A 19,571-nucleotide genomic window follows, 5' to 3' on the forward strand; every position below is an offset into this window, starting at 1 on the left:
CTACGCAACAACAGTGTCGGGGCCGGTCGAATTTTCGGCTCCTAGAGGAAATCATGACGGATTTTGAGGGAGGCTGAAGCGGCGAATTCGCGACGTTGCGTTTTCGCCGCGACGACCTTCACCATGCGTTAAAGGGTCTTTTTCCCGAGAAGGCCCAGATAGCCTTCATTCACCATGAAGCGGGCGCGGGCGACAAGCCGTCTTGCCCAGTCTTCATAGTAGCAGGATGGTCCGCCCCAGCGTTCCGCCACTTTGTCAGCGCCGTAGATCGCCTCGGCGACATCGCGATGGGACCCGCCCGCATTCACAATGTCGATGGCGATAAGCCCTTGCGCGAGCCGTGTCGAGTCCCGGCTGCGCCCGATCAGGGAAATTTTTCCGCCTGCTGAATGATAGAGCGACAGGAGCTGGCTCGCAGTATCAAGACGACGCTGATAATGACGAATTGAATCGATCCGAACCGCGATGGCGCAGTTTTCAGCCCGTGATCGCGGGGCTTCGCAAACAAGCTGAACCCAGAAACGCCGTCCGCACAACAGAATGTGACGGGCGCCATCGACTGTGTCGAGCATGATCCGCCGGGTTTGAAGCTGGCAGAGTTCGATTTCCTCATGCGCGGCGTTTTCGCCATCGACGCCCGTTCCCCGAAGCCGGAGAAGCTGGATCGGCAAGGCGCCCGCCAGCCTGTCGGGCCGCCAGAAAACATTCGCTTCTTCGCAAGACTTTTCCGGGTCGGCGAAGCTCAAGAGTCCCCACTTTTCGGCATCGGACCATCGTCTTTTTTCGCGGATCAGAACGGCGCCTGTATTCAGCGGAACGGGTCGTGCGCGACCGGCGCGGGAGGATCGATAGCTGCGCGCATAGTCCCTGTTTCGCCTCAGATACTCCCATGCCCAGGCCGCATAAGGCAGACGCAGATCCCGCGCCGGCGGATCGCCGGCGCGTTCTGATTGTCTTGGACTTGTCGCGCGATCATTCATCGGAACTCCTGGCCGGCCATGATCGCAGTTGACGGTTAGGATTCGTTAAAATTTCAATTGAAAATTACAAACCAGAGATTGAACCGCGCAGCGATCGGCGCGCGGGATGTCGCCCGCGCGTCGAATTCTATTCAGGCCGCGTTCCAGAGGAGCGCGAACTCGCCGTCCTGACCGCCCGAGGCGGGGCCGAGATTGGCGTAGACCCGGCGCTGCGAGATCATCGGATGCGCCAGTGTCAGCGACACATATTCACGTCCCGAGGTCTTTCCGGTGCGGGTCCAGCCGCCGCCAAGTTCCCCGAATTGCGGGCTGAAGATGCGGAAGTCGGGCTGTTTCGAGCCCGGCTCTTTCGCCGCGTTGCGGGTGATTCTGATGCGGGCGTTAACGCCCATGGCGAGGGTACCTTCGTAATCGCCGTTTTCGGTTTGCGTCACATATCCAAGTGCTTGAGCCATGATTTTCGTCTCCATGTTGTCGCGCCCTGCTCGGGGCCAATCCCCTTGGCGCCCCCCCATGAAGGCCGGGGCGGCGACGGTCCGAACCGGCTCTACGGAGCCGGGCGGAACGCATGTGGAGCACCCGGAGCCGCGCGCTTTTTTGGTTCGCGATGAACCCGCGCAGCGGGGAGGAAAAAAGCGGGCAGCGCAGGGTTTCAGGGCCGGCGGCGTTTCGGCCCATGGGTCAGGGCTCGCTAAGGGGAAGTGGCCGAGACGAGGGTCTGGCGCTATGAGAGATGGTGATGGCGCAAGCGACTGGATGCAGGCTCAACCCGTTTCGACGACGCAAGGCGCGGCCGCCGAGTTGCCGAGACCAGTCGGTGATGCCGGTTCCGAAAGAGGCGAGGCCCGGCTCAATTCGCCGATCCGTGCTCCTCTCCAGTCCAATCGGGATCGACAAGGTCGCGCAGGGATACGCCCAGCACTTCGGCGATGTCTGCGAGCATGTCGATGGAAACCGATGTCTCGCTGCGCTCGATCATGCCGATATAGTTGCCGGACGATTCAGCGCGCGCGCCGACCTCGTCCTGGCTGAGGCCCAGTTCGGCGCGTCTTTTCCTGACATTCCGTGCGACGATATCCCTTGCGTTCATCCGCCCCAAGTGGACAAGGGGCGCGATTCTTCGCTACCAAATATATTTGGGAATCGTCATTCGCGGCTGACGGCGGGCATTTGAGAAAGGCGTTTGAGGTGAATCATCCTGTAGATATCGAGCGCCTGCGCATTTTCATGACGCAGTCGGGATTCGTCGCGCTTGATTGCGAGAATTTGTCCGCCGAGGACAATGCGCGACTGTTCGGCGATGACGGCGTGTGCGGGCCGGTAGCCCTTCACGCATTGGTCTGCGAAATGCTCGCGCTTCAGTCCGCCGCACCCGGCGAAGCAGATATGGCGGCGTTGACCGGGCTCGCCGACAGTCTTCGATCCTGCCTCGATGAGGTAGGCGCCGCACTGGCGAACCAGCGCGGCGCTTGATCGTTACGCTACCGCTTTCTTCTCTTCTGAAACCGCCGAGCGCGCCTTTTCCGACGCCGCGACAGGCGGACAGCCATTGGCGGTGAGATAGGCTGTGGGAACATCCGTCATCCAGCGCGGACGCCAGTCGGGCGAGGCTTCGCATCCCTTGCCATCGATGCGGTTACGGATGATTTGCTTTTGCGCCTTGCCGGTTTCCGTGAGGCAGGCTTTTGCGGCGGCGTCACCCGCGATGTCGGCCACCATCGCGTTGATGACGCGCTTATCCCGCAAGAGATCGAAGAACGCTTCGTCCGGCGTCCAGAGCGCGGCGAGGTCGGGTTCGATGGTCTGCGCCAAAGCCTCGACCATTGGCGATCCTGCTTCCAGACTTTCGGCCATTGCAAGAGCGAGTATGCGCAGCACATCGCTGTCCTTCATTTCCAAAAGCCTTGCGAACACCTTGGCGGTCGTCCAGCCGTCTCCGTTCTGGCGCACCAGCCCGCGTTCGGGATTTTCAAAACCGATCATGGCGCAGACATGGGCGGCCTCTTCCTGCATGAGGCGTTCGCCTTCACTGGCGGCGAGGCTGTCGGCTGTCGCCTGCTTGCGGGTTCGCTGCGGGTCGGCCTCGATGCGCCAGAGCGCCGAGCCGATCAGCAGATGGGCGACGGCGAGACGGAGCGCGACGCCCGGATGACCGGGCAAGCGCGCCCGGATCGCGGCGTGACGGTGGAGGGTGACATATTCCCCCAAGGGGCCGGACATTTCCGGTTTTTCAGGCGCCGCTGCGCCCTTCTCCCCTTTCGCCGTGCGCTCAAGCCGCTGCGCTTCCTTCTGGCCGATATAGCCTTCATGGAAGGTCACGGCGCCGTCATGGCGGGTTTCGACATAGATGCGCCCGCCCTTGGTCTTGGGTCGTTTCACATATTCCCATGACGAAAAGTACGCCCCGCGTTCCAATATCTCGACCGCTTGCCAGCCCGCCGCCTTGTAGGCGTCGATCCGTTCGGCGATGGCGGCGTTCTGACAGGACCAGAACAGGTCCGGGTCGGCGAAAATGGCGCTGTCGCCGAACAGGTCGGTCAGGATATGCCCGTCATAGACGGCAAGATCGAACAGCGCCGCCTTGGTGAAGATGCGCGCGCCGCCCGTCAGCCATGCTTTCAGGCGTTCGCCGCGCGGGGCGTGTTCGTTCGGATCAGCGACGAGTTTCAGCCAGCTTTCCTGCTGGTCCGGCGTGGCGAGGGTCAGCGCGCGCAATGTGCCCGCATCGATCTCGTCCTCTTCATAGAGCCGCTTGATGTCCGGCAAGAGGTTCGCCAACGCCAGCACGCGGCGTACTTTAAGGTCCGTAACGCCAAAGGTCGCGGCGATGTCTTCGACGGACTTTCCTGCCTGAACGAGCCGGGCGAAGGCGTCATATTGCTGCAACTCGCCGGGCGGCAACCGGGCGATGTTTTCCAGAAGCGAGTCTTCAATCGCCTCGGCGTCGTCTCCCGGCCCAAGAACGCCGCATGGCGCGGTGAGGGATTTGCCGGTTTCCTTGGCGACCTGTTTGAGGGCGAACAGGCGGCGACGACCGGCGACAACGCCGTAGTGCTGGCCTTCCTTGCGAACAAGCAGCGTCTGGCGAACGCCGCGTTCGCGAATCGACGGCAAGATATCCGAAATATCGGGCTTTCTGCGCTCATAACGCATATTCAGCTTGCTGACTTTCAACTGCTCGACGGGGATATGTTGGAGTTTCATGCGGTCGTGTCCTTATGGGTTGGAGTTGGGATATTCGTCAGCCGCTTGCGGCATCTTGATTGCAAAGGGTCGCGCAAAGCCGCGCCTGCTCGGCCCGCGCGGCGTCGAGGGCTTCGGCCAGAAGTTCGTTTGCAGTTTCGGTCAGATAGGAATTGTCGGTATCGGGATAATTCGCCTCAACGCCCCAGAGGCTGGCGGCGCAGTCAAGCAATTTTATCTCGGCGAAACTCACTGACAGGACGACGCCGCAGTAGAACCAGTCGTCCTTGCGCCACGCCCCCATGATGTGTTCGGCGCGCGCTTGAGCGTCGTCGAAGCGCTGGCGAAAGTTCTTTCCGGGTCCGATGAAGCCGGGCGCATCCTTGTAGAGCGAGGGCCAGAATCCGTCCTGGCGCTTGTCCGGCGCGTCGGGGCAATCATCGCGGAAGATGCGCGCGGTGACGTGATACCCGTCTTTTTCGCAGTGGATCGCATCGCCTTCGCACACGAAGCCGCCAAAGGTTTCGGTGAAGGTCATGGCGCCCTCCTGAGGTCAAAGCCTTCGCGGGCGCAAATCTGCGTCAGGGCGCGGGTTTCAACCGTCTTCAGATCATCGCCCATCTGGCGGTAGATCGAGCCAAGGCGAAACCCTTTGCTTGAACGGACCACATGCGCCCATCTGTAAGGGCCTTTGCCGTCCTCTCTTGGTTTGGCTTGAAAGCGGGCCATCGTTCTCGCCCCCTCAACGCGACCAGAAGACGTGGACTTCTTCAAATCCCGTCTCAATGGTGAAGACGTCGCCCGACAATTCCATGTCGCGGCCCATCGCCTCCCAATCGATGTAATATTCGTAGCGTTTCGGAATGGCGGGGCCGCATTCCAGATTCAAATCCTCGGCGAAGTGCGCGAGGCTTTTATGTTCGCCCGCATAATCCTCGAAGGCGGCGCGCGCCGCTTCCAGATCGTCGCCGAAATGGCTGTAGAGTTCCGCGCCAAGACGGCCATGTTCGCCGATAAACTCGGACAGCGCCGCAACGGTTTCAAAGCTGGAATATTCTTCAAGGCTTGCGCCCTCGAAGCCTTCATAGTCGTGAATCGCCCATTCCTCCGCATTCGGAATAGGCGAGGCGGCAAGCATGGCGCGCGTCTCACCCCAGATATGGGCTTCGCCGCTGGCGGCGTCGATCCAGCGCCCGTGCAGAATGTCGTTATTGTAAGCCGCGAGGCAGGCCACATAGATGCGGCAATCATCCCGCTGGGGTGTTTCGCAGCTTCGCCCGGCAGGCGTTTCAAGGGGTGCGGTGTTCGCAGGTGTGGTCATGGCATCAGCCTCCTTCTCCGCCCTGTCACACATTTCCCCGGAAGGCGGGGGTGGGCGGTGAGAGGCCGTCAGGCGCCGGGCATGAGGGCGCGGGCGCAAGGGTTTTGGTAGGAGGAGAAAAGCGACCTAGACGGACTAAAATCCAAGGCCCTTGCGGCCGGGACCGCCCGGCGCCATACGCGCCGACCGCCCACCCCCGTCTTCAGGGGAAACACCAAAAAAGCCGGGGCGCGTTCCGCGACCCGTCCGCTGTTTGAAACGATCAAGATGCGCCAGCGATCAAAGCCCGAAGGGTGGAGACGCCCGCTTGGGCGGCTCCATTCACGCGAGCGCGGTCCGGCGCAGCCGGAGGCGCCCCGATCCGGTCCCAACAAAATCAACCAGGATGGTAATTTCACATGTTCATGTTGATTCTCATTATGGATCCTCATCGTTTCTAGCCGGCTATATCCATGCTGATGGCTATGTCAGCTTCAATCCTCTGTATGAGACTCCGGATATCATGGAGGTTGCCTGTAGGTGCCTATCCGGCGCAAATCTGTTGATCTCGTCAAAGGCTCGGGCTCGGTTATGGCCGAAGAAGCTGTCAGAAAAGATTTCTGAGCTTTTTCGCCATCGAGAAACAGATGGTGTGCCAGGAACAATCAAAACTAACGCTAGACGACTTTGAAGACTGGCTGCGCAACCAAGTTTTGCAGGTCTCTACCAAGCATGCTCTTGGTAAGGCGATCAGCTTTGCACTTATCCTGCTGACCAAGCTGAAGGTCAATTTGGAACACGGCGAACTGGAACTTGATAACAATGACGCCGAACTCAACATGCGTTGTATTCCTGTCGGCCGGAAGAACTATTTGTTCGCCGACTCTGAGCGGGGCGACATCACCGGATGGGTGCGAAGCAAAAGAAACGAATTCAGTTTTCTGGATAAAGAAGTCTACGGAACATGCCGATATGAGACGACGTCATTTCCTTGCGGTCTTTGCCTTCGATTTTTTCCCAGTTCAAAAAGACCCACTCATCCAGGGCCTGGGCAAGACCTAGTGTACAGGTAACAAGCAAATCAATTGGCAGATCTGTGCGCACCTGGCCGAGTGCTTGGCCGTGCTCAAGTAATACTTTTGCCCATTGTCGGGCGATGGAAAACATTTCTTCCGCACTCTCTGCAAGGCTTTGGCTGTTCTGGAACTGGTAAAACATTCGTCCAAGTCGCACGAACCATTCATCCCTTCCGAGCATGTCCACGCACTTGCCATAAAAGCGCTCGCATTCAGGCCAGAAGGAAGATCGGTCTAAGTCCAGTGGGTCGAACGGTCCAATCTCGTCCTGCATTTTTAGAAGGGACTTCTCTAAAAGAGTGCGGAATAGGTCGGCCTTGTCATCAAAGTAGTAATATAGCGAACTCTTGCTGATGCCCGCCACTTCAAGAATGCGGTTCAGTGAAGCGCCTTCAAATCCCCTAGTCCCAAATTCTGCGGCAGCTGCATCCATCAGGAGGCGCTGTTTCGATGGGTCGAGATTTTCGAATCTGGGGCGGCTCATGGCTTGATTGTAACGGACTGGAAGGTTAGAACCAACGGTGCGGACCATGTGGTCCACAAGGAGTATTCTATGAAAATCTGCATTAGCGGCGCTGGAGTTGCTGGCCCCACCCTTGCGTATTGGCTGCTAAAAGATGGGCATGAAGTAACGATTATTGAAGAAGCGCCAAAATTGCGGACAGGCGGGTATGTCATCGATTTTTGGGGCGTGGGCTACGATGTTGCCGAAAAGATGGGCATTCGCGAGACCATTCACGACGTAGGATATGACGTGGAATCCATACGAATGGTGAATGATGGTGGCCGAACCCGCGGCGGGTTCTCCACGGATGTATTTCGCCGAATGACACGCAACAGATATACCAGTCTGGCGCGAGGAGATCTTGCCCGGATTGTGTTTGAAACGGTAGCAGATAGGGTAGATACGCGTTTCGGCCAGACCATCACGGCGATTGAGCAAACAGACGAGGCTGTAAGCGCAGAATTTTCAAACGGCCAGTCTCAAACTTTCGATATGCTAGTCGGTGCCGACGGCTTGCATTCCAATGTCCGGCGACTGGTATGGGGCGCTGGTCCTTATGAGCGCAAACTTGGATATTATGTTGCTGCGTTCGAATGTGATAATTACCCTCATAGAGATGAGAATGTATATCTTAATTATGCCGAGCCAGGGCGAAGTGTTTCGCGATATGCCCTGCGTGGCAACAGAAGCCTGATCTTATTTGTGTTTTCGGCAGACCAATTGCCTGGGGGGAAAGAGCCGGAAAGCAACACATCACGAATATCTGTATTGCACGAGATCTACGCCGAAAGCGAATGGGAAGTCCCGCAAATCTTGAAGCGGCTAGATGCCGCTGGGGACATCTATTTTGATCGGGTCAGTCAGATCGAAGTGCCATCCTGGAGCAAAGGTCGTGTTGCCCTGGTTGGCGATGCGGCTGCGTGCGCTTCATTGCTGGCCGGCGAAGGGACCGGCTTGGCAATGACGGAAAGCTATGTGTTGGCTGGTGAATTGCACAGTAACGGTGGGGATGTGTTGGAGGCTGGAAAAGCTTACGAGGCACGCCTGCGCGAGTTTCTGGAAGAGAAGCAGCAATCGGCGCGAGACTTTGCATCTTCCTTCACGCCTAAAACCGAATTTGGCATCTGGCTGCGAAATCTCGCCACGCACTTCATGATCGTGCCTCCCATTGCAGACCTCCTCATGGGTAATACGGTGAAAGATGATTTTGAGTTGCCAGACTATGGTTTTGAATGAAATTTCTGCGATAAATTGTGAGCCGAGCCTTTCCGCCGCTCATTCTATCTCGGAGTCTTTGGCCTTGGCTTGGGGCTCAGATTAAAACTTCGACGTGGAACTGCTGTAACGTTAGAGGCGTTACCCCAGCCTGAGTGAGCCTTTGAAGGTTAGTGAAACGCTCGGGGCTCTCTTGCTGTAATTCCGTATCGATACAGAAAACATGAAAGCCCGCCTCCAGAAGATGAAGTGAAAGGAGAACGTATCGCGGTTCCAGCATATCACCGATGACCACAGCTTGGTGGACAGACTGCTCCGCTACAAACTGTTTCAGTATGTCTTCTTCCCAAGGAAGCAGTTGGTCATCGGTAAAATCCAAAACTGGAGTTGGGGCAAGTTCATCGAGCGTTGCTGTCGCCTCCTTCAGTTCTACTGATTTGTTGTTTCCACTCAAGAAAATCAGTCCGCAATCAGAAATCCGGACAGACTGTCGAATTGTGGGAGTTACACCTCCCATCTTGTTGTCGTTTAACCCCATTTTTAAAAATATCTCTCTATACGGAAGAATAGTGTGTGGGGACGTTTATCGTATGTGGAACTGCTAGGCGAAACGGCACGACCGCCAAATTCCGTTCGACGATGCCCCAGTGGAAGCTGCGCGCCGGCTATCAAGCTGACATTGTCTGAAAGGTTGTAACTGGCGTCGATGATCGCAAGCGTGCTGGCGTCATTTAAATTGACAATCATCGTCGGAGTGAGAGTGAGAAGAGGTGTCCAGTCGATGCTTGCGCCGACTGCAAGATAGTCCCGTCCTGTATTGAATAGCTGGCCGCGAGCAACACGATTAGTCAGATCTTCCGGCAACTCTGTAGAAGCTCGCCGATCGGCGACGCCAAATCCGTTCCGGTAATACTCGACAAAGCCCGTCACCGGGCGCCCACCCCAATCCCAGCTGTTTTGAAGCGAAGTTACGGCTGAGACAGAAGCGTCGCTTCCATCCTTGAAGGTGGAGACGACGTCGAACTTCCAGACTGCATCGCCTAAGGGGCTCGCACCCCCGATGGCGAGGATGCCGTCGCCATAGTCGCTCGCTGCGACGACTTCCAGCTCCACGCTCCCTGTCATCCAGAAGCCCTTAACAGCGAAGGAACTTTCTTCAGAGGAAAGTCCGCCACCGGAGCGCTTTCGCGGTACAATGATCGCTTGAATGTCCGCACCGGTGTCGAAGAGATATTGTCCGTAGACCATATCGGCACCGGGTTTGTAGCTCGTATCCTGCGCATCGGGCGCGAAGGGATTGAACAGATCGAGCGGCTGAAAGACTTGGCCATGGCCCCAACTTAAGGCTTGGCGTCCAATGCGAACGACCGTCTTCGGGGTCGAATGCGCGATCCAGAAACGATCGAGCCGATGCGCGACCAGTCCGTCAGGGCCTTCGACGAAACTGTCTTCAAGATCGATGGGACTCTCCGCTCGTTGTGGCGGCGTCAATGAGTTAAGCTCTTCAAACCGGCTGCTGTATGCCGCCTCCATGAGGTAGTTGACGTCATAAGACCATGGGCCGGAGACATCTGACGCCTTTAAACGAACGTTGGCACCCGAAATTCCGAGCGTATCGTCGGCGATGTGTTCGAGCTGATCGCCATTGCGAGTAATCAACACTTGTTGTTGAAGCTTGATTTCGGCCCCCAGATCAGGCTCGGCAAAAGCCGGCATGCTGACGGCCGAAAGAAGGCTAAGCGTCAGAATGAATCTGGCCATCAACAAGCCTCACATGCCGGCGAGCGTATTCGAGCGCTTTGGGGTCATGGCTCGCGATCACGATCGTTACCCCTTCCTCTTCATTAAGCTGACGCAAGAGTTGAAGGAGAGCGTCCGAGGCTTTGCTGTCGAGATTTGCAGTTGGCTCATCCGCCAGCACAATTGCGGGGCTTGATGCAATAGCTCGCGCGACGGCTACGCGCTGCTGCTGGCCGCCTGACAGCTCGGCTGGTCGTCTATTCTCCATGCCAGAGAGACCGACAGAGTCCAGAACCTGTTTGGCGCGGCGCCGTCGTTCCCCAGTCGACTTGCCCTGTAATTGCATGATAAATCCAACATTCTCTGCGGCTGAAAGAACTGGTATGAGATTGTAAGCTTGAAAAACAAACCCAATGCGATTCATCCGAAGATCAGCAAGCTGAGAATTTGATAATTCGTTCAGCCATTGGTCCTCAACGCGAACGTCTCCTCCATTAGGTCGATCAAGCCCGCCGATAATGTTTAGAAGAGTAGTTTTTCCGCAACCTGAAGGCCCGGAGAGACTGACGAACTCTCCAGCGCTGACATTGAGACTGACGCCCTGCAGCGCTTGGACCTCGATCTTACCGCTGACATAGGTTCTTTTGACGTCCTTGCATTCGATGACGGCGGTCATGGTCGCTCCTCAGGTTTGCGCACGAGTCAGCACGTCGACTGGCACACGCCGGGACGCCTGCAATGCAGGATAAAGGCTGGCTAAAATGGAAAGCCCGATAACAATGGAGCAGGCAACGGTGATCTCGGCCGCGCTCACTTTCGGATAAAGAACTTGAGAGACACCGAACATTTCCGCCCCGATACCGAGATGTCCGAAATCTAGTCCGCCGGAAAAGGCGTTTACCGTTACGGCACCGGCGATCGCTCCAGCCAAAGCACCGAATACAACAAGGTAAACGGATTCCACGAGTATTTGGACAAGCAGCAGTACGGGCTTCATCCCAAGCGCTTGCAGCAATCCAAACTCTCGCATCCGCTCGTAAACTGCCATCATCAGTGTATTGACGAGACCGAAAGCTACAAGGACGAAGGAGACGAATATCCAGATGAGATTCGCGCCCTCGGCCAGATCGATCATCGCCTTGGCGAACGGTTGAAGCTCGTCCCAGCGGCGGATATCGAGATCAGGTGCAGCCTGTTTCAAATCCTCGATGGCGACATTGATGCCGTCTCTTTGCGGCGCCAGGAAGGCGATTTCGGAAACCTCACCTTCGAGGCCGAGGAGTGCCTGCGCTTCCTTAAGCGAGACAAAGACGGCGTATTTTTGAAGATCCGGCTGGCCCTTGTAAAACCCTGTGACACGGACGCCAATTTCGGCGATGTCGCCATTTTCGTCTTGGGCGGAAATCACGACACGGCGCCCTCGTTCGACCTGTAGCCGATCAGCGAGGGATCTGCCCATGATCAGACCTTTCGACGTGGCGCTGGTAAGAGGCGCACCGTCGATGGCGTTTGGCTTCAAAAATGAAACCGCCGACTCGCGTTTAGGGTCGATGCCGTAAATCATAATCGGCGCACTCTCCCGTTCGGACCGGATCAAGGCAAGCGCGACGATTCTTGGCGTCCAAGCAGCAACGCTTTGTCCTGAGAGCACATCCAGAAGCACTCCCGCCGGCTGCGGCATCGCGTGTTCGACCGTGGGGTCATCTAAAAATCCTTCCGCATGAATCTGTCCGTGAGCGGTCAGCGCTTCGACGGTTCGATCAAAGGCGCTGCCGCCCCAGGCGCGCATGAAGGCGCCAAGTATGATCAGGGATGCCACCGCCATGGCGATTGCTGTGATGGTGAGCAAAGTACGCGATTTGCGGCGCCACAGATTGCGCCAGGCGATCGGCGCCATGATTTTCAATCCGCCCATCACGCCGCCCTCATGGCTTCAATAATCCGCAGGCCCTGGATTCTGAACGCCGGATAGGTTCCCGCGAGCAACAGCGCAAGAACGATAACGGCGGGCCCCGCGAACAGAGTGAGAGACGTCAATTCCGGATACAGCGTACCGGACATGCCATATTGCTCGAAGACGGCTTGCGCGGATTCGAATTCAATTCCCTGCCGCCCTAGCCAGAACGTTAGAATGACGCCGCCAAGCATGCCGGCCAGAACGCCGAGCAAAGACAGAAGACCGATTTCCACCCAAACAATACGCCCAAGCAGACCCGGCTTCACTCCGAGCGCCAACATCATGCCGAACTCCCGCGTGCGCTCCAGCACGGAGATAAGCAGCGTATTCAGCAAGGAGATGACCACTACGACGATCAGAACTGCATAGATCAGGACAGCGCTGGTCGCATCGAGACGGATCGCGGCGTCGAGGCTTGGTTGCAGCTCGGTCCAATCGCGAAGGGCAAGCCCTTCTTCCTCAACCAGGGGACGAAGACCGCGAACCTCATGTCGAAGCGCAGCCATATCGCCCCCGTTCAGCACAATGGAGTGGCGCTCGCCATCCATGGCGAAGGTCGCGTCGAATCGTTTGAGCGGAATCTCAGCAAGCGTTCGGTCGATGTCAGTGATTCCCGTACGGAACACGCCTGCGACTGTAAGCACATCGGCAGCGAGAGAGGCGTCATGACCGACGCCCAAGAGTGTTATACTGTCGCCAATGCCCACCTGAAGATTACGCGCCAACACTTCTCCGAGAACGACCTGATCGTTCTTGGAGAGATAATCGCCCTGCACGATGTTGGAAGGGATTGTCGAAATCGACGGTTCGGCTTCGGGCTCAACGCCGAGGATCTGCGCCCCAATGCTACGGGTATCGGATGAAAGGAGCACATACGCGACGCCGCGTTGCCCGACGCTGACATCCGGCGGCAGGTCCTTGAGCGCGGTGCGGAGGGCCTCGGTGACTTGAAAGGAATCCCGCATCGCCGGCGTTGAAAGATAGTCCTTATGCTGCACCTGCGCGTAGCCATCGGTAAATCCGATATAGGTTCGCACCATGCTGGAATAGCTGCCGGCCTGTAAGGATGGCAAAAAAACGACCACGGCAGCAGTGATTGCTATTGCTACGATACTGAACAGGGTCCGCCGCCGACGTCGCCATAAGTTTCGCCATGCTAAGGTGAGCATCATCGAGGCGACCAGTCTCTCGGATTGCGCAGGTTGGACTGTGTGAAGAGAAAGGACGGCGGCTCGACGTCAAATTTACCGGACTGCGTAACGACAAGCGTCCAGTGATCCTCCTCTTCCACATCCACCATACGCATTTCTTGAGGGTAAGGGCGACCATCCAGCGGGCCAATGCGATCCGCTATCATGCGCTTCACGAGCTGATCTGTTTGGTCGTAGTAGTCCCGCTCAAGAAACACGCTATCATCGCGAATTCGCAACACCTCTCTTCCCCACACCACTGGCGCATCGTCATGAGGCACAGCTTCAATAACGTAGATCTCGTGGCCATCCGCTTCTTCGGTGGTTTGAATAGAAAGTTCGTAGTCAGTTAAAAGCGCGTCGGTTTTCGATAGGTCATCATATGAAAAGTCACTACCCATCCACGATTGGGCCATCATGCTGGCGGGTAGCTTGATCACTCGATTGAGGCGTGGTGTGAATACCCACATATCGCGATCGAGCTTCAGCGTTGCATTGCCTTCATCGCGTGCCGGCGCTGTGAAGCGAACGAGAGCGTCCTTGTTTCCACGCGTGATGCTGACCATGGCTGATGAGCGCTCCCACTCGGGACGATGAACAATCATGGTTTGTTCAATGTAGGAACTCGTCCCCCGCCAATTGTCGATGGCGTCGCGGACGATTTCAGCAGGATCAGGGTCCGCCAAGGCGGGCGACGCCGACAGAGCACCGAATAGAATTAAACAGGCAAGCTTTTTCATGCTCTCCTCCGTTTCGCAGAGGAAACCGATATGATTGATGTGGAACGTTTGTTGAGCCGACTGCTTTCGCGACTCTCAAGCAGGTCACGGAAGAGGCTGATATGCGTCGCGGGCAATGCGTTGCGTTCATCGTCTGACAAATCATCCCAATGGGTGACGACCCACCGGTCTAGAGACTCAAAAAGTCCCATGGTCGAATCTATCAACAAACTGTTGGGAATGTCCTGCCTGATCACGCCAAGCTTTTGTCCCCGCTCGATGATGACGCCAACCCAGTAACGAACAGCCTGAAACAGCCGCCCGGTTGGCGCACCGGTGTTCGGATTAGATCGAAGGCTATAGAAGATGGCCCCGAACTTAATTAGCCATCCATTGCCGTGTGCGAGAGTGACCGCCTTTTCGTAGCGGTCTTCAAAGTCGTCCCAAAATGTCTCCGCCGTGAGAGCCTCGGGATCAAAATCACCAACCCTCCTCATCAGGACAGAAATGGACCGTTCGATCAGTGTAGTGAACAAATCCGCCTTATCGTCAAAATAGTAGTAGAGCGAGCTTTTGCTCATCCCTGTTTTTTCGAGGATGCGATTAAGCGAAGCTCCGTCAAATCCGTTTGCAGCAAATTCTTCTGATGCAACTTCGAACAAAACGCGCTGTCGCTCTGGATCAAGATTCTCAAAACGTGGGCGACTCATTTGCACATCCATCCATTTATTTGTTGCTTGTACCGCAATATGGACCATCAGTCCAGCCCCCGGTACAAAGCAAGTTTAGCCTCTAGAAAATGACAGACAGAGAAACGGCTCCAAAAAGCGAACTGTCCTCTTGCCCATAGAACTCGTTTGTCCGGAAAACATCTGTCAACGTTAAGCTGACGCGCGGCCATACAAACGTAACGCCAAATTGGGCGTCGCTAACAAAGTGTCGCTTTTCGATGGATGGGCCGTCACGGAAACTATTGCCATCGAGGAAAATATTTCGCGCAACCGCTCGCCCTTCTATGCCGGCGAAAGCATAGACGCCAAATTGTGACGCCTTGAAGTACGAGGGGCCTGGCAAGCTCGGTTGAATTCGAGGTGCGCCAAAGCTTTCGGGTATCCTCAAGCCAAATCGTACAGCGCCGCCAACCGCGCCATAGGTGAAGACATTGCCTAGGTTAACGCCTGCTCTGGAAATAACTTCAAGTTCAAATGGGCCGACCGGTTTTTGGACAATCCGCCAACTCCGCCGATACGCGATCATCAGCGCCGGTTCGTTGCGCAATTGGTTTTCCCAGCCTAACGGTTTCTGCGCTCCTATCAATTTGTGTACAAACTTTTGCGTCGGAGCTGCGAGTGAAGCTGGACCGACTACCCCAAGGCTGACCGATAATGAATCCTGCCGATCTTCAGTTTCACCGATCAGCGATACCTCTCCATAAAGCCAGCCTGCATAGGGACGCTGATCCGAGGGGGCGGGATATATGTCGATATCCCGCGGGGTATACATGTTTTGCCCCAGCGAAAAAGTTTCGCGAAATTCTGCCTCATCAGAAAACAATACATAGAGTTTAGAGGCGGGAGGCATCCAGGCCGGCGCCTTGTCTGGCGGTCTAGCGTACTCAAGGCGAATGCCGTTCGTATAGTTTCTGTCTTGAGCGTAAAAAAGGTCGTTCTCTAAAATGAACGTCCAAACACCGCGATCCAGTTGCCCACGATTCTGTGCGTGGGCCGCAGTTGATGGAGTGATCAAAGCGGCAGCGAGCAGTGCGCCTAGCGCAATTCGATTTGTTAATTCCATACACCGTATACAGGAGCCGAGTTCAGTTCAGCTCGACTATCAAAAGCCCCCAATTCGTAAGCACTCTCTCGTGAACCGATATGTGAACCAGTAGTCCACAATCCGAAGAAGTCAAGGGGGCGTCCGAGCGGGTCAGCGCAGACGGCAGAGCCGATCATGGGGCATAGCGCAGGCGGAAAACTAAAAAGGCAGAGGATGGGACGGCAGAGACATGCTTTGAGCGAGGTTTACTGAATTGATGCGCCCAACTGCTCCCACCCCTTCAACGCTACGCATGCGGATGTATTGTTGAATGATGATGCGCGGCAATAGGAAGGCATTGCGGCGCGCGATATCGATGAATGGTGGAAGAGGTTGCGTGAGCGTTGCCTCTTGGGCAATCAATGAGGGCGAAATGTTGCAAATAGTGTCTTGAGTTGCCGTGCTAAAATGACAACGCGTAGCCATATGGAATATGGTCAGCGGACCAGTTCGACTTCACCGAGCGCGCAAAAACTCGATCAATTTATCCGACATGGGATGTGCAATTTTACGAATTTGATCCCTACGATACGCCATAGAGCCGCCGTCGCCATAGGCTGGGCGTGAATTGCGGTGGCCCATAATCATGCAGCGGAAACCGTAGTCGAGTTCCGCTTCCTGCATGCGTTTTTCAAACGAATGCCGGAACGAATAGACCTTATGATCGGGGGTCGGAAACAGGTTCCGCGACTTCATCGCTGTCATGAGATTTGCAGACAGCAAATCAGGTTTGTCTCGGTAGTGCGGGAAGCCGTTCGGAGCCCGCCGCATGGCTTCAAGTGACACGCCAACGAGCGGAATTTCCCGGATGGACGACGCTGTTTTAATCTCCCGGTCCTTCTTAGGGCGGATGGATATGTATGGCGCATCGCCATCGAGATTGATGTCTTCGGCGAAGAGGTTGGCGATTTCACCAGGCCGGCATCCGGTTTCGATCAGCGCATAAAGGATCAAATCAGCATCACCCCGAAGACCCTTGAAGATGCCGGGAACAAGGATTTTTTCGCGAACCCACTTGTCTTCAAAGGGCGGTACGTCGGCGGATTTTTTGTCCTTGAATGAGAGATTTCTGAATGGATTGGGGCGGTCTTCTTCCCCGACATATTTGAAATGTTCGCCGTAGAGTTTGCGCATATTGCCAAGATCGCGATTGGCGGTTTTGGTGCTGAGCGCCTTTTTTCCCGGCTTCGGGACGACGCGATCCTTCCACCAATTGTAGTATTGCTGCGCATCCTGCCGCGTGATTTCCCGCATGGATTTGTCACCGACCACGTCGATGAAATACTGGACGCCACGGTTCTTGGTCTTCTTCCACGCCGCCTTCTGAGCCTCGGACTTTCCAATCAATTCGTCAGCGGCGATCTCTTCGCAATAGAGTTCAAACGCGGAGCTGACCGTTACAGGCGGCGATGAAACTGTGCCCAGAAGCGCCTCAGCTTCCACCTCTTCAGACTGGCTTGGCGCACCCTTATCGGCGCTTTTGATGACTTTAATTCTGTCGAGAATATCACCGAGATCAGGCGTCTCGGCGAGCTGATCGATGGGTGTATAGACGAAGCCGCGCGCCAGCGCCCGGACGGTTGCGGCCTTGTAGCGTCTCTCGGCGACTTGCCGCTTTCTGGCCTGCGCTTCGCCTGTTTCCGTCTCGCCATCCATCCCGACGAGAGACGCCCAGAACAGGTTGTCGGACTCTTCCATCGCGTCGCGCCGCAACCGTGCGATCTCGATCGATTTCGTGCGAAGCGAACACTCCACGACGCCACGATCATCGATGCTCTCATAGCGCTTCGGCACGCGGCGCTGATAGTGCCAGTACGCCCGCTTGCGCTTGAGATGACGGTTATCCTGATCCACAACCCAATCGCTTTGTAGGAACAATAGTAGGGAAATTTGTAGGGAAAGATTGAGCAAACGTCAAGCGATGGGCTTGCGCTCATGCCTTACTGCGCTGATTTAATTGATATTTTTGAGAGAATGTTTGGAGCGGGCGAAGAGATTCGAACTCTCGACCCCAACCTTGGCAAGGTTGTGCTCTACCCCTGAGCTACGCCCGCATCCTTATTAGGGTATTCACGGCGTTGCCGCCGAGAGGCGTGATAAAGCGCATCAGCCCCGGCTTTGCAAGACGGAAATTCTGCGAAACTGCACAATTTCCAAACTGTCGGTCGGAGACTTGAGCAAACCTATCCCCGCAACACTGGACGTATCTGGTCGGGGCGCACTTCCCGGCCTTCAACATCAACAAATGCCGCTCGGATGGCACTCTTGGATCCCGCCTTCGTAAAGCTGATCGGAGGCGCCTCGCCCTGTCCGAGACAAGCGTCGCCCCATTGCGTCAGGCCGATCAGGATCGGCCGCAGCGAAAGGCCCGTGGCGGACAGAACATATTCCGGTCGGGCGCGCTTGCCAGGCGCCTTGTAAGGCTTTTTGGCCAGCAGGCCGGCATCCACAAGTTTCTTCAACCGCCCCGACAACACGGTTCTTGGGCATCCCAGCTCAGACTGGAAGTCATCGAAGCGCCGCACACCATAAAGTGCTGCGCGAAGGATGAGCAAAGTCCACCTGTCACCAATCAGGTCTATGGCTTTGGCCAAATTACAGGTGTCTGGCGGGACTGGCGAGCGGCGGACGAGCGGAATTTGGGACATAGTTCATATCTGGATAAGTTCGCTTTTGAAATCCAGCCAGTTTCCCTATTCCTGCCTCATATTTTAAGGCAAATGCCCAGAGACTCACCACAAGGCGAAACAAATCATGCGGAAATCGATCTACTCTCCCTTGTTTGGCTTGGCCGTAGCCGCGTTTGTAGCCTGCGCGGTTCCAGCCGGTCCGCCGGCAATCGGTACGGCCGACACAAACCAGGGCCGGGGCCATCCTGCACTGTCGCCAGGTACGCTGAAGGCGCTATCCTGCCCCAGCGGGACATCTTATGTGGCACCGTCGGAGATCTCCATTGTTGCGGAATCCGTGCCACTATCTGAACGCGCCAACATTTCGCTGTTCCCAGGCGTCCGCTTCGCGCAGGGCTGGGCGCTCACTTCCCCCAATAAGAACTTTGGGGGATTGTCGGGTATTGAGCTACATGCCGACGGAGGCTTCCTGGCGGTTTCCGACATGGGCGCATTTGTCTGGATTGATCGTGACGGTGGTGAGCTGACCGGAACGGGCCGAATTGCATATATGCGGGGACAGGACAACGAGTTGCTCAAGGGCAAGACCGAGGGCGACTCCGAAGGGCTCGCCCTGAAGAATGGCGCTGCATATGTCAGCTTCGAACGTCGGCACCGTATCGAGGCATTCGATCTGAGCACTTGTGGCGCCGCCGCACGCGCCACGCTGGTCGCGGATCTGCCGAGCGAAATTGAAGGCACGGAAATCCGCGAGAATTCCGGCGCAGAAGCGCTATCTTTCGGAAAATCACTTCGTGCAGGATACGAACAGCTCATTGATGGCAAGTCGCCGATCGTCGAGCTTGTCCCGATCGGCAATGCTGTTACGCTTGTCGAACCGATCAATACCGATTTTGACAGTCCGCTCGTGGGCATGACAAACCGGATTGCGCTCGGCGATCAGTCGATGGCCGGATCCGTGGTTTACAGTCTACGTCGCAACTATAATCCCGTATTCGGTAACCGTTTGGCCGTGGAGGCCGAATATCAGGATGCTGGCGGGTCAAGCCGACGCGGTCTGTTTACGCTGTCCCGACCCATGAATGTCGACAATTTCGAAGGCATCACGGTTGAAACCCTGCCAGACGGCGTCCACCGCCTCTGGATTGTCTCTGACGACAATTTCTCGGATCGCCAGCGCACGCTACTTTTTGCCTTCGATCTTGTCGGGGAAGCACACTGAGACAATTCAACACGTGACCGCATGCTGGCCCCTTACAAT

At 56.3% G+C, this 19,571-nt stretch carries 21 protein-coding genes, 1 tRNA gene and 1 pseudogene; 4 read left to right on the forward strand and 19 right to left on the reverse strand.

The window, feature by feature from the left end; genetic code table 11:
- Positions 1–128: 128 nt before the first annotated feature.
- The 3 genes from B2344_RS10875 to B2344_RS10885 form a co-directional block, all read right to left on the reverse strand.
- Positions 129–980: a DNA -binding domain-containing protein gene (locus tag B2344_RS10875; RefSeq protein ID WP_034740689.1), complete on the reverse strand. Its 852-nt coding sequence runs from the start codon at positions 978–980 to the stop codon at positions 129–131.
- Between the two features lie 131 nt (positions 981–1,111).
- Positions 1,112–1,450, reverse strand: a complete 339-nt coding sequence (locus B2344_RS10880; protein WP_051615410.1) for a DUF736 domain-containing protein — start codon at positions 1,448–1,450, stop codon at positions 1,112–1,114.
- Positions 1,451–1,830: 380 nt separating this feature from the next.
- Entirely contained in the window at positions 1,831–2,070 is a 240-nt protein-coding gene (locus B2344_RS10885) for a helix-turn-helix domain-containing protein (RefSeq protein WP_034740683.1), read from the reverse strand.
- 98 nt (positions 2,071–2,168) lie between these two features.
- Here B2344_RS10885 and B2344_RS10890 point away from each other — a divergent pair, with 98 nt between their 5' ends.
- The gene (locus B2344_RS10890) at positions 2,169–2,453 is read left to right on the forward strand and encodes a hypothetical protein (protein ID WP_034740681.1); all 285 of its coding nucleotides are present in this window, start codon (positions 2,169–2,171) and stop codon (positions 2,451–2,453) included.
- A gap of 3 nt (positions 2,454–2,456) precedes the next feature.
- On the opposite strand, the gene B2344_RS10895 is transcribed toward B2344_RS10890, so the two are convergent.
- From B2344_RS10895 to B2344_RS10910, 4 genes are read right to left on the reverse strand one after another with little or no spacing between them, the layout of a single operon-like run.
- Positions 2,457–4,184 carry a ParB/RepB/Spo0J family partition protein gene (locus B2344_RS10895; protein WP_051615408.1) on the reverse strand — a complete coding sequence of 576 codons (1,728 nt, stop codon included), beginning with the start codon at positions 4,182–4,184 and terminating at the stop codon, positions 2,457–2,459.
- Positions 4,185–4,221: 37 nt separating this feature from the next.
- Positions 4,222–4,701: a hypothetical protein gene (locus tag B2344_RS10900; protein WP_290485213.1), complete on the reverse strand. Its 480-nt coding sequence runs from the start codon at positions 4,699–4,701 to the stop codon at positions 4,222–4,224.
- Positions 4,698–4,892 (reverse strand): hypothetical protein, encoded by a 195-nt coding sequence (locus B2344_RS10905; protein WP_034742735.1) that lies wholly within the window; start codon positions 4,890–4,892, stop codon positions 4,698–4,700. Before B2344_RS10905 ends, B2344_RS10900 begins: the two co-directional genes overlap by 4 nt.
- A gap of 13 nt (positions 4,893–4,905) precedes the next feature.
- Positions 4,906–5,484 (reverse strand): antirestriction protein ArdA, encoded by a 579-nt coding sequence (locus B2344_RS10910; protein ID WP_290485214.1) that lies wholly within the window; start codon positions 5,482–5,484, stop codon positions 4,906–4,908.
- A gap of 626 nt (positions 5,485–6,110) precedes the next feature.
- Here B2344_RS10910 and B2344_RS16030 point away from each other — a divergent pair.
- Positions 6,111–6,347: pseudogene (locus B2344_RS16030) on the forward strand (IS66 family transposase); the annotation flags it as partial.
- A 49-nt stretch (positions 6,348–6,396) separates the two neighbouring features.
- Here the strand turns inward: B2344_RS16030 and B2344_RS10915 are convergent.
- Complete coding sequence (locus tag B2344_RS10915) at positions 6,397–7,071, reverse strand: TetR/AcrR family transcriptional regulator (protein WP_034741997.1); 675 nt, start codon at positions 7,069–7,071, stop codon at positions 6,397–6,399.
- 21 nt (positions 7,072–7,092) lie between these two features.
- Between B2344_RS10915 and B2344_RS10920 the strand changes: the two genes are divergently transcribed.
- Positions 7,093–8,280 (forward strand): FAD-binding domain, encoded by a 1,188-nt coding sequence (locus B2344_RS10920; protein WP_034742000.1) that lies wholly within the window; start codon positions 7,093–7,095, stop codon positions 8,278–8,280.
- 76 nt (positions 8,281–8,356) lie between these two features.
- Here B2344_RS10920 and B2344_RS10925 read toward each other — a convergent pair whose 3' ends face one another.
- From B2344_RS10925 to B2344_RS10975, 11 genes are all read right to left on the reverse strand, one after another.
- Positions 8,357–8,797 carry a hypothetical protein gene (locus B2344_RS10925; protein WP_034742003.1) on the reverse strand — a complete coding sequence of 147 codons (441 nt, stop codon included), beginning with the start codon at positions 8,795–8,797 and terminating at the stop codon, positions 8,357–8,359.
- Between the two features lie 2 nt (positions 8,798–8,799).
- Positions 8,800–10,020 carry a hypothetical protein gene (locus B2344_RS10930; RefSeq protein ID WP_034742006.1) on the reverse strand — a complete coding sequence of 407 codons (1,221 nt, stop codon included), beginning with the start codon at positions 10,018–10,020 and terminating at the stop codon, positions 8,800–8,802.
- The gene (locus B2344_RS10935; protein ID WP_034742009.1) at positions 9,995–10,675 is read right to left on the reverse strand and encodes an ABC transporter ATP-binding protein; all 681 of its coding nucleotides are present in this window, start codon (positions 10,673–10,675) and stop codon (positions 9,995–9,997) included. Before B2344_RS10935 ends, B2344_RS10930 begins: the two co-directional genes overlap by 26 nt.
- Before the next feature lie 9 nt (positions 10,676–10,684).
- Positions 10,685–11,914, reverse strand: a complete 1,230-nt coding sequence (locus B2344_RS10940) for an ABC transporter permease (protein ID WP_034742012.1) — start codon at positions 11,912–11,914, stop codon at positions 10,685–10,687.
- The gene (locus B2344_RS10945) at positions 11,914–13,128 is read right to left on the reverse strand and encodes an ABC transporter permease (RefSeq protein WP_034742014.1); all 1,215 of its coding nucleotides are present in this window, start codon (positions 13,126–13,128) and stop codon (positions 11,914–11,916) included. The genes B2344_RS10940 and B2344_RS10945 overlap by 1 nt, the downstream gene beginning before the upstream one ends.
- Positions 13,125–13,886 (reverse strand): outer membrane lipoprotein-sorting protein, encoded by a 762-nt coding sequence (locus B2344_RS10950; RefSeq protein WP_034742017.1) that lies wholly within the window; start codon positions 13,884–13,886, stop codon positions 13,125–13,127. The genes B2344_RS10945 and B2344_RS10950 overlap by 4 nt, the downstream gene beginning before the upstream one ends.
- Positions 13,883–14,623, reverse strand: a complete 741-nt coding sequence (locus B2344_RS10955; RefSeq protein WP_081812256.1) for a TetR/AcrR family transcriptional regulator — start codon at positions 14,621–14,623, stop codon at positions 13,883–13,885. The genes B2344_RS10950 and B2344_RS10955 overlap by 4 nt, the downstream gene beginning before the upstream one ends.
- Before the next feature lie 34 nt (positions 14,624–14,657).
- On the reverse strand, positions 14,658–15,659 hold the full coding sequence (locus B2344_RS10960; RefSeq protein WP_034742022.1) for a lipid A deacylase LpxR family protein: 1,002 nt from the start codon (positions 15,657–15,659) through the stop codon (positions 14,658–14,660).
- Positions 15,660–16,136: 477 nt separating this feature from the next.
- Positions 16,137–17,534, reverse strand: a complete 1,398-nt coding sequence (locus tag B2344_RS10965) for an integrase (protein ID WP_034742024.1) — start codon at positions 17,532–17,534, stop codon at positions 16,137–16,139.
- A gap of 125 nt (positions 17,535–17,659) precedes the next feature.
- A tRNA-Gly gene (locus B2344_RS10970) sits at positions 17,660–17,734 on the reverse strand.
- A 129-nt stretch (positions 17,735–17,863) separates the two neighbouring features.
- Positions 17,864–18,328 (reverse strand): winged helix-turn-helix transcriptional regulator, encoded by a 465-nt coding sequence (locus B2344_RS10975; protein WP_206990626.1) that lies wholly within the window; start codon positions 18,326–18,328, stop codon positions 17,864–17,866.
- A gap of 106 nt (positions 18,329–18,434) precedes the next feature.
- Between B2344_RS10975 and B2344_RS10980 the strand changes: the two genes are divergently transcribed.
- Positions 18,435–19,532 carry an esterase-like activity of phytase family protein gene (locus B2344_RS10980; protein WP_290485215.1) on the forward strand — a complete coding sequence of 366 codons (1,098 nt, stop codon included), beginning with the start codon at positions 18,435–18,437 and terminating at the stop codon, positions 19,530–19,532.
- Positions 19,533–19,571: the final 39 nt, after the last annotated feature.

This window comes from Hyphomonas sp. UBA3195, assembly GCF_002366485.1.
GTDB lineage: Bacteria > Pseudomonadota > Alphaproteobacteria > Caulobacterales > Hyphomonadaceae > Hyphomonas.

Bases quoted from the DNA above. Each gene is read 5' to 3' on its own strand.
- B2344_RS10915 (WP_034741997.1), bottom strand. From the start codon at position 7,071: ATGGTCCGCACCGTTGGTTCTAACCTTCCAGTCCGTTACAATCAAGCC.
- B2344_RS10980 (WP_290485215.1), top strand. From the start codon at position 18,435: ATGCGGAAATCGATCTACTCTCCCTTGTTTGGCTTGGCCGTAGCCGCG.
- B2344_RS10920 (WP_034742000.1), top strand. From the start codon at position 7,093: ATGAAAATCTGCATTAGCGGCGCTGGAGTTGCTGGCCCCACCCTTGCG.
- B2344_RS10880 (WP_051615410.1), bottom strand. From the start codon at position 1,450: ATGGAGACGAAAATCATGGCTCAAGCACTTGGATATGTGACGCAAACC.
- B2344_RS10905 (WP_034742735.1), bottom strand. From the start codon at position 4,892: ATGGCCCGCTTTCAAGCCAAACCAAGAGAGGACGGCAAAGGCCCTTAC.
- B2344_RS10935 (WP_034742009.1), bottom strand. From the start codon at position 10,675: ATGACCGCCGTCATCGAATGCAAGGACGTCAAAAGAACCTATGTCAGC.
- B2344_RS10945 (WP_034742014.1), bottom strand. From the start codon at position 13,128: ATGATGCTCACCTTAGCATGGCGAAACTTATGGCGACGTCGGCGGCGG.
- B2344_RS10960 (WP_034742022.1), bottom strand. From the start codon at position 15,659: ATGGAATTAACAAATCGAATTGCGCTAGGCGCACTGCTCGCTGCCGCT.
- B2344_RS10955 (WP_081812256.1), bottom strand. From the start codon at position 14,623: ATGGTCCATATTGCGGTACAAGCAACAAATAAATGGATGGATGTGCAA.
- B2344_RS10895 (WP_051615408.1), bottom strand. From the start codon at position 4,184: ATGAAACTCCAACATATCCCCGTCGAGCAGTTGAAAGTCAGCAAGCTG.
- B2344_RS10975 (WP_206990626.1), bottom strand. From the start codon at position 18,328: ATGTCCCAAATTCCGCTCGTCCGCCGCTCGCCAGTCCCGCCAGACACC.
- B2344_RS10930 (WP_034742006.1), bottom strand. From the start codon at position 10,020: ATGGCCAGATTCATTCTGACGCTTAGCCTTCTTTCGGCCGTCAGCATG.
- B2344_RS10900 (WP_290485213.1), bottom strand. From the start codon at position 4,701: ATGACCTTCACCGAAACCTTTGGCGGCTTCGTGTGCGAAGGCGATGCG.
- B2344_RS10950 (WP_034742017.1), bottom strand. From the start codon at position 13,886: ATGAAAAAGCTTGCCTGTTTAATTCTATTCGGTGCTCTGTCGGCGTCG.
- B2344_RS10910 (WP_290485214.1), bottom strand. From the start codon at position 5,484: ATGACCACACCTGCGAACACCGCACCCCTTGAAACGCCTGCCGGGCGA.
- B2344_RS10885 (WP_034740683.1), bottom strand. From the start codon at position 2,070: ATGAACGCAAGGGATATCGTCGCACGGAATGTCAGGAAAAGACGCGCC.
- B2344_RS10925 (WP_034742003.1), bottom strand. From the start codon at position 8,797: ATGGGGTTAAACGACAACAAGATGGGAGGTGTAACTCCCACAATTCGA.
- B2344_RS10940 (WP_034742012.1), bottom strand. From the start codon at position 11,914: ATGGGCGGATTGAAAATCATGGCGCCGATCGCCTGGCGCAATCTGTGG.
- B2344_RS10875 (WP_034740689.1), bottom strand. From the start codon at position 980: ATGAATGATCGCGCGACAAGTCCAAGACAATCAGAACGCGCCGGCGAT.